Below are 245 nucleotides of genomic sequence, written 5' to 3' on the forward strand. Positions count from 1 at the left end.
GGACAATGCGAGAGCAGCGAGCAGTAGCCGCAGGCATCCACCTGCAACACTGGGCTGGAGCTGCTCGTTGGGGCCGGCACGCTGCCCGCCCCGTCATGACAGCCAAGCTCGTTCAGCCAGCGCCAGTCAGCTGGCTCGGCACACAGTTGCGACGCCAGTGGCGCCAGCATGATGAGGACGAACGCCAGCAGCCCAAGCTGGGCGGCGAGCGTGCGCCTGCGTGCCGGCATGATCCGCAAGCTGGC

Annotated in this window: 1 protein-coding gene; it reads right to left on the reverse strand. The window is 68.2% G+C overall.

The annotated features are described in order from the left end of the window. The coding region (locus tag MKD49_RS26230) for a DUF2946 family protein (RefSeq protein WP_371925525.1) at nt 1-245 on the reverse strand (245 nt) is incomplete at both ends.

This window comes from Herbaspirillum sp. WGmk3 (assembly GCF_023952535.1).
GTDB lineage: Bacteria > Pseudomonadota > Gammaproteobacteria > Burkholderiales > Burkholderiaceae_D > Herbaspirillum > Herbaspirillum huttiense.